2 protein-coding genes are annotated in these 9,511 nt (G+C 48.9%); both read right to left on the bottom strand.

Features of this window, described 5'->3' with window-relative positions; genetic code table 11:
- Window positions 1-5,660 (bottom strand): non-ribosomal peptide synthetase (locus G9F50_RS20040; protein WP_165417785.1); only part of this gene is annotated, 5,660 nt, incomplete at its 3' end.
- 25 nt (window positions 5,661-5,685) lie between these two features.
- Window positions 5,686-9,511: non-ribosomal peptide synthetase (locus tag G9F50_RS20045; protein WP_165417786.1), on the bottom strand; the 3,826-nt coding region annotated here is incomplete at its 5' end.

The raw sequence follows: 9,511 nt of genomic DNA on the forward strand, positions 1-9,511 counted from the left end.
AGGCCGTCTTCTGTCCAGCGTGCGATATCGCCCGTCTGATACATGCGTTCTCCCGGATAAAACGGATCATTGAGAAAGCGCTCCTCCGTCAGCTCAGGCCGGTTCAGATAGCCTCGGGCCACCCCTGTCCCCGCGATGTACAGCTCTCCGATACAGCCCGGCGGCAGAAGCTGTTTCTTTTGATTTAAAATATACAGCCGCATGTTATGCCCGGAAATGCCGATCGGAACATTGTGAAATTCTTTTCCTTGCGGCAAATCAAAGTACGCCGCTTCTACTGTCGCTTCCGTCGGACCGTAGGAATTTGTCAATTCCGTTCCCGCAAGAAGGTCATAAAAACGGGAAACCAGGTGCGGGCCCAATTGTTCGCCGCCGGCAAAAACCCTTTTTAAGCAGGTTTTTTTGATCGGCTGTTTTCTGGAATTTATATATTCCAAGAAAGCATGAAGCATGGATGGCACAAAATGAGCCGCCGTTATGCGGTTATTCTCCAATGCGTTCAGTATCATTTCAGGGTCTTTCTCGCCGCCTTGCGGAAGGAGGAAAACAGAAGCTCCCGCGATCGGCCACCAAAACAGCTCCCAAATCGAAGCGTCGAAAGAGTATGATGTTTTATGCAAAATGATGTCAGAATCACTTAATCCATAACGCGTTTGCAGTGAGTATAAAAAGTTTACAGCTGACCGATGTTCAACCTGCACGCCTTTTGGGCGTCCCGTAGAACCGGATGTATAGATGATATAAGCCAATGAATCAGGTTTTACCGGAACGTTAGGGTTGGCCGCAGCTTCAGGGTTTCCTGTTTGTCCGCTTTTCAGAGAGATCATTTCTCCCTCAAAAAGATCTGGTGTGAAAAGTTCTGGTTCTGCCAGTAAGAATTTCACGCCGCTGTCTTTCAGTAAAAAGCGAATCCGCTCTTCCGGGTAATCCGGATCAATCGGCAGATATGCACCGCCTGCTTTTAAGACAGCGTAAATGCCGATCAGCATGTCAGGAGAACGCCGGCCCATAATGGCAGTTTTATCCTCCAGCCTTATCCCGCGCTTGATCAGCTGATGCGCAAGCTCGTTTGCTCTTTCGTTCAGTTCCTGATACGTAATCGAAATGTCATCAGTTAAAATTGCCGGACGGTCCGGCGTTTTTTCCGCCTGCTGTTCCAGCAGATCATGAAGAGACTGATGAAGCGGAAACGCTGTTTTCTGCAAGGGGCTGAAATCTTGAAGCAGAGACGCTTCTTCTTTTTCTGTCAAAACAGAAATATCGTCTAATTCCAAGCCCGGATCAGCCGCGGCGTTTTCGGCAAGTGTCGTAAAAAATTCGGCCCATTTTTGAATCGTTTTTCTCTTAAACAAATCGGTGCTGTATTCAAACTGGCAGTACAATTCACCGGCGTTTTCAGAGATGTACAGCGATAAGTCAAATTTAGAAATCGGCAGGCTGACGTCTGCCGGCTGCAGTTCAAGTCCGGCTGCCCTAAGCTTCTGCTGTTCCATATTTTGCAGCGCAAATGTTGTGTCAAACAGCGGATTTCGGGACATGTCCCGCGGCACACCGAGCTTATCGACGAGCTCTTCTAACGGGTAATCCTGATGTTCGTAAGCCTCAAGCGCTGTTTGGCGAATTTCCTTTAAATATTCTTTGAATGTCATGCTTCCGTCGGGACGCGTCCTGAAAGCAAGCGTATTGACAAACATGCCCAGAACGGCGTCAAGGTCGGCATGAGGCCTTCCTGCAATCGGAGACCCGACGATCATATCTTCCTGTCCGCTTAAACGGGCTAACAGAACCGTGTACACACCAAGCAGCGTCATATAAAGTGTGCATCTGTTTTCTTTCGCCAGTTTTTTCAACTGTGCTGTATGTTTTTCGCTGATGACAAATGACACCCGGTCACCGGAAAAGCTCCGCACCGGGGGACGCGGCTTATCAGCCGGCAATTCAAGCACGGGAATCTCACCGGCAAGCCGATTCAGCCAGTACTCCTCTTGTTTCCGATATGCGGCGCCCGCCATAAATGATTGCTGCCAGACGGCATAATCTTTGTATTGAATCCGTAACGGCGGCAGACTTCTCTCAGCATACAGCTCACTGAATTCACGTATCAAAAGATTGACGGATACGCCGTCTGAAATAATATGATGCATGTCAGCTAAAAGCAGATGCCGGTCTTTTTCTATTTGGACAAATCCCGCCCGGAAAAGGGGCGCTTTGCCGAGATCGAACGGCCGGATAAACGCTTCGGCTGATTGTTCTTTTGTAAATGCAAACGGCACGTCGTCATGAATCCTCTGCACAGGCAGGCCGTTTTGTTCTTCAAAGGATGTTCTGAGCGGTTCATGCCGCCGGATCAGTTCCTTGAACACGGCTTCCATCCTATCTCGGTCAAACGGGCCCTTCACCTCTAAAACGGCTGGAATGTTATAACTGACACCGCCATTTTCAAGCTGGTGAAGGACGTACATCCGTTTTTGGGCGGATGAGACAGGATATGTTTCTTTCATTTCTGTCTTTTCTATGGATGCGAACGGGTTCTCTTCTGCTTCACTGATGATTTTGGCGAGTTCTTCTACAGTCGGATGGCTGAAGACATCACTCAGCGGGATTTGCACACTGCACTCTTTAGCTATTTTTGCAACGAGTGCCGTCGCCTTTAATGAATGGCCGCCAAGCTCGAAAAAGTGATCGTGAACGCCGATCGGTCCGGTTTGAAGCACTTCTTCCCATATGCGGGTAAGCTTCAGCTCGGTCACATTCCGGGGAGCTGTATATTGACGGCCCGCTGCGTATGCCGAAGCTTCCGGAAGGGCCCGCTGATCGACTTTTCCGTTCGCAGTGAGCGGAATTGAGTCAACAAAAGCCCATTTGACCGGAATCATATAATCAGGCAGCTCTTTCGCCAAATCACTTCGCAGCTGAGAAGGATCAGTCGCTTGTGAGACGCTGCAGTAGGCGCATAATTCATTTTCGCCCGACTCATTCGTTTGAATCAGAACAGCAGCTTCTTTCACGGCATGATGATTTGCCAGGACGGTTTCAATTTCCTTCGGTTCAATCCGGTACCCTCTGATCTTCACTTGATCATCTGTCCGGCCGATGTATTCAATTTGGCCGTCCGCACGCAGTCTTGCCAAATCTCCGGTCCGGTACATGACGGCGTCCGTTCTGAACGGATCCGGCAAAAATTTCTCTTCGGTCAGCGCCGGATTGTTCACATAGCCTCTTCCTGTATTCGCCCCGGAAATATACAATTCCCCCGCAATTCCGAGAGGCTGAAGCTGTCTGTTTTTGCTGAGAATATACATCTTGTTATGATGGATCGGTTTCCCGATCGGCGGATGTTCAGGTATGTCATCTCCCGCAGAAATCGTATACGTTGAAACCACATGAGTTTCTGACGGGCCGTAATGATTATGCAGGTGCATACCGTGTAAACGGAGCGTCTGCCTGAACAAACGCGAAACGGTCAGCTGCTCCCCGGCCGTAATGACATGCTTCACACAGCGGGGAAAAGACTGTGCATAACCTTCTTCATTGAAAAGCATCTTGACAAACGCAGTCGGGAAAAACACAACTTCCGTGTTGTGCTGATCAATAAAAGAAAACAGCTGAGAAACATCCCGTTTGATTGATTCCGGCACGATACAAAGGGTGCCGCCGCTCAAGAGTACTGAAAATAACTCCTGATAGCAGACGTCAAACGCCACAGATGCGTACTGCAGCACATTTGTGCAAAAATCAATGTCTGTGTTCGTCAATTGGTCAGAAAGCAGGTTGGCCATATTTTTATGTTCGAGCAGCACGCCCTTCGGTTTTCCTGTTGTACCGGATGTATAAATCATATAAAGAAGGTCGTCCGCCGTATTAATGGATTGCACATTGCTTCCGTCCGCTTCCGTCCCGGCCTCTTCTATGTATGTAACTTGCAGCGTTTGTTCCGCGGGCACTGACTGATGCCGCTCTGTTACAACATGGACGCAGCCGCTGTTTTCAATGACATATCGAATACGCTCCTTTGGACTGCCCGGATCTATCGGGACAAAGGCGCCGCCCGCTTTTAAAATACCGAGAACAGCCGCCGCTAAAGAAGGGGAACGGCCGAGCATGACGCCTACCGGTTCCTCCCGCTTTAATCCGCGCTTTTGCAGCAGGCGGGCCAGCTTATTAGCCGATTCGTTCAGCTCTTTGTACGTTACTGACTCGCCTTCATACCGAATCGCGATTTGATCCGGCGTTTTTGCGGTCTGCCGTTCAAACATCGCATGAACCGTGTCATATTCAGGCTTTTCGGTCTCTTCAGAAATCGGTGCGAGCAGCTGCGCTTTTTCCTCTGGGGTTATGATTTCAAGCTTGTCCGGCGTGATGTCCGGTTTGTCGAGAATCTGGGAGACGATGTGTGCCAAATGGCCTTTGATATTTTCGATGAATTGGCGGTCATACACACTTGAATCGTATCTCATTTTCAAGTGAATCTCGTCACCCGGCGCCACCATAAGATAAAAACTGTAATTGGTTTCGTCTTCCATGCTGAAATCATGGATATGAAAAAGGTCTTTCGTGTCCCCCTTGCTGTTCAGCACATCAAGCTCCTGTTCAACCGGATAATTCTCAAAGACGAGAATGTGGTCAATTAAGCCTTGTTTTACCTGTGAATTCGCCTGTATGTCATAAAGCGGATGATAGCTGTATGCCTGTCCTTTCAAAGCATCCTTTTGCACGTTTTTGATCAGCTTTTGAAACGGGATATTTGCCCCGCTGATCCGGACAGGCACGGTATTAATAAACAGGCCGATCATTCGCTCGATGCCTTCGATTTCAGACGGCCTTCCGGAAATGACAGAACCAAAAACCGCATCTTCTGTCTGGTTATACGCCTGAAGCAAAATGCCCCAGAGCGTGTGGAAAATGGTGCTCAGCGTGACCTCTTCTTTCACGGCCAGCTCTTTCAGCTTAGCCGTGTCCTCTTTTGAAAAGGAAAACGTCACTTCCTTTTGTCTGCTTTCGCCGGCTTTTTTCTGCTTCGGCAGTACAGTCTGCTGCTCAAAGCCTTCAAGGTATCGCTCCCAGTACGAAGCGGCTTTTTCTTTATCTTGCTCCATCAGCCACTTGATGTAGGTCCCGTACGGCACAGCGGGCTCAAGCGTTAACGGTGTCCGGCGGAGCCGCGAGGCGTATATCTGGAAGAACTCTTTCAGCACGATTCCGAGACACCAGCCATCCATAATGATGTGATGGAAACTCCATATGCACGTATATTCACATTCACCGGTTTGAAGCAGCGTCACCCGCATCAGCATGTCTTTTTGCAGATGAAACCCTTTCTTACGGTCTCTTCGTTTGGCTTCTTCAATATGCTTGATTTGATCAGCCTTGTTTAAATTGGTGAGATTTTCCTCAATGATGCTGACGTTCCGCTCTTTTAATACGACCTGCTGCGGCACTGACACGTTCTGGCTGATAAAGATCGTTCTGAAAATATCATGTCTTTCGAAAAGGGCATGAACGCTCTCTTCAAACACGCGGGTGTCAACCTTACCCGTTATTGAAAAGGAGGCCTGCTCGGCGTAAGCCTGTGATTCCTTTCGCAGGAGGGAATGAAAAAGCATTCCTTCCTGCATATAAGACAGCGGATAAATATCCTGAATTGCATTCTTTTTTGTCATGTTATAATCTCCCCGTCGTCTTTTTCTACAATTCCTCGACAAAACTCGCTATGCTGTCCAAATCATCAGATGTTAACGTTTTGCTGCTAAAATCACTAACGGTTTTTTCTGCTTCCTCTTTGCCTGTGCAGTGTGCCATAATATCACGCAAATATTGCTGTAAGGTTTGCAGCAGCTGTTCCATCGTTTCTTTGCGGAAGCGGCTCGGCGGATAGCTCAAACTGAAGTGAAGTTTGTTTTGTGCGGCCATCGCGCTCATTTCCACCGCTTGTTCCCGCTGCCACGTCGGCGTGATGTCGTGCCCGCTTGCTAGACCGGACAGACTGAACGTGTGCTGATCTTCTGTATCATTGAATTGCCCTAAATAGTTAAAGCTGATTTCAGGCGCTTGTCTGAAGCGGATTGTTTTTTGTTCAGACGGTGTCATGTATTTTAAAATGCCGTAGCCTATTCCTTTATCCGGTATTCTTCCGAGTGTGTCTTTGACCGTTTTTACCGCCGTCCCAAGCTCAGCGTCTGCTGTGTTCAAGTCAATGAGCACCGGATACATGGAGGTAAACCAGCCTACGGTGCGGCTGATGTCGAGCTCCGGCATGATGTGCTCTCTCCCGTGCCCTTCCATCGCGATGCGCAGTCTGCCGCCCCCTGTCCAGTCCCGTAAAGCCAAAGCTGCGGCAGTCAGAAGAATATCTTGCGTATCGGTATGGTAGGCCCGGTTGACCTGCTGAAGCAAAACGGACGTTTCTTCTTCTGTAAGCGTAAAGCTTACCGTTTGCCGAATGCTGTCGGCTCCCGTCTGATGCTGCGGTTTTTCATAAGGAAGTTCGGCGGCTGTTTCTTCTTCAATAAAACGCCAATATTCTTCTTCACGCATCAGCTTGCTGCTTTTTGCGTATTCTGAAAGCCTTTCAGCGTATTGCTTAAACGAATCGGTCTTTGGCGGAAGCTGGACCGGCTGACCTTTTACGGCTTGAGTGTAAGCGGCAGATAAATCCTCCAGCAAAATACGCCATGACACTCCGTCAACCGCCAGGTGATGTACGGTGATGAATAAATAATCCCCGGACCGGGTTTTGAACCAGCCGGCTTTTAATAACGGGCCTTTTTCAATATCCATCCGCTGTTGGAGCGCAGCGACTTCACTTTCTATTTCTTTTTCCCAAGTATCTGTCTCAGACAGATCCCAAATGTCCAAGCTGTGAAGTTCATCTTTTTGAATACCGTGATTGATTTGTCTGAAACTTTCGTTTTCTGTACTGACGGTGATCCGGAGTGCATCATGATGAATGACAAGATGCTGCAAGGCTTCTTTGAGCGGCTGTTTATGCAATGCGTCAGAGCTGAACATCATGACGGACTGATTGAAATGATTTCTGTTTTCCATCCGCTGTGATAAAAACCACTGCTGAACGGGTGTCCAAGGAATGTTTCCTTCCACCGGCCGCTGATCGATAACTCTTTCTGCTTTCCGGATAAGAGGCGCGAGCTCCTTAATGGACGGATGCCGGAATAAGTCACTCGCCGTCATTTTCCACCCATAGCGTCCGAGCCGTGCGGAAACTTGCAGCGCTTTGATTGAGTCGCCGCCCAATTCAAAAAATGAGTCCTCAATCCCGACTTGTTTTGCGCCGAGCACTTCCTGCCAGATCACGGAAAGCTGTTCTTCGAGCTCATTGCGGGGAGCTGTGTACGCGGTTTGAAGCGCGAGCTCCGGTTCGGGCAGATTTTTCCGATCCAATTTACCGTTCGGCGTAAGCGGCAGCTTCTCAAGTTCCATCATATAGGCCGGAACCATGTAATTCGGCAGTTGCTTAGACAGTGAAGAACGCACTTTTTCTGTATCCATGTCCGCCTGCAGACTCATATATGCGATCAGTTCTTTATTGCCGGACTGCCCGGTTCTGACTGACACGGCAGCTTCTTTCACGCCGTCCAGGCTCCTCAGTGCGGCTTCAATCTCTCCCAGCTCCACCCGATAACCGCGGATTTTCACTTGATCATCCATCCGCCCGGCATATTCGATCGTTCCGTCCGGCAGCCAGCGGGCTAAATCTCCGGTGCGGTACATCCGTTCTCCGGGAACAAAAGGATTAGGGACAAATTTTTCTTCCGTCAGCTCAGGGCGGCCGAAATATCCTCTTGCCACACCGTCTCCGCCCGTGCACAATTCGCCGATGACGCCGATCGGCTGCGGTGTTCCCCTGCTGTTTATGATATATGCGGTTGAATTTCCGACAGGGCGGCCGATCGGGATTGAATGATCGTATGATTGTTCAATCAAAAAGCAAGTCGAGAACGTCGTGTTTTCAGTCGGTCCGTATCCATTCCATACTGAGAGATGCGGAAGCGCATTCCGAACCCGGTTTACATGGCTTGGGGACAGTGCTTCCCCGCCGATAATCAATCGGGATAATCCGGAAAACACGTGTTCATTTTGTTCTGATAAATGGTTGAACAGAGACGATGTCAGCCACAGCGTCGTAATGCCGTTTTGCTGTATAAATGTTTCCAGAACATCCGAGTCGAGATAGGTTTCCTGGTCACTTACATATAAAGAAGCGCCGTTTAAAAGCGGACCGAATATTTCAAATGTCGTAACGTCAAATCCTAATGATGAAGTAAACAATAGTCTGTCTTCCGGCGTAAAATCAATATAATTACTGTTTTTCACAAGGCGGATCACGCTTCGCTGTTCAATCATGACGCCTTTTGGCGCACCTGTTGATCCGGACGTATAAATCATGTAGGCCAACGATTCAGGTCCGCCGAGCGGTTCGGGATTTTCCGAATTCAAGCCGGCCTTTGTTTGAATATCCTCTATGAATAAACGTTTTCCTGAAAGCGGCAGACCGTCAAGTTTATCAGATTGGAGAAGAATATCAGCTTTACAGTCTTTAAGCATCCATTCAGCCCGTTCCCGCGGCACATCGTCACCAATAGGCAAGTAGGCGCCCCCCGCTTTTAATATTCCGAGGATTCCGGAAGCAAGCTCTGTTGTGCGGCCGGTTAATAATGCGACAACGCTTTCCGGACCGACGCCATTTGATCGGAGAGCCGCCGCTATTCTGTTAGCCCGTTCGTTCAGCTCACGGTATGTCAAGATTTGTCCATCATATACAACTGCCCGGGCATCGGGGGTTTCTTTTGCCTGCCGCTCAAATAAACGGCTGATGGTTTCGTGTCTTGGGTAATCGCTTTTCGTCTGATTAAACTGATAAATGACGCGATTTGTTTCAGCATTATCCAGTACGTGAATGTCACCAAGCGGTATCGCTTGGTTTTCAATTACTTTTGTAAGAATACGAGTAAAATAAGAAAGCCATTTTTCAATTGTCTGTTTTTGATAGATATCTGTATTGAATTCAAAATCAAAGCTGATGGAACCGTCAGACCCTTCTGACGCGTAAAGCGTGGCATCAAACTTTGCGGTTTTATGACTTGTATCCGCAGCTTGAGCCAAATGCAGTTTATTTAACACCAGGGATTCACGCTCCATATTTTGGAGCACAAACATCACGTCAAACAGCGGATTGCGGCTCATGTCCCGCTGCACGCCGAGCCGTTCCACCAGCTCTTCAAACGGATAGTCCTGATGCTCATACGCCTCAAGCGCCGCCTGGCGGACTTCCGCCAAGTAATCGGTAAACCGTTTGTCTCCTTTCGGCTCCGTTCTGATGGCGAGCGTGTTGACGAACATGCCGAGAATCGGTTCAAGGTCTTTATGCGGACGCCCGGCAATCGGCGAGCCGACGATGATGTCTTCCTGCCCGCTCAATCGCGCGAGTAACGTATTGTACGCGGCGAGAAGCACCATATACAAAGTGGAGCCGTGATCCCGGGCGATGCGGTGA

Source organism: Bacillus sp. EKM206B, from assembly GCF_011066015.1.
GTDB classification, from domain to species: domain Bacteria; phylum Bacillota; class Bacilli; order Bacillales; family Bacillaceae; genus Bacillus; species Bacillus velezensis.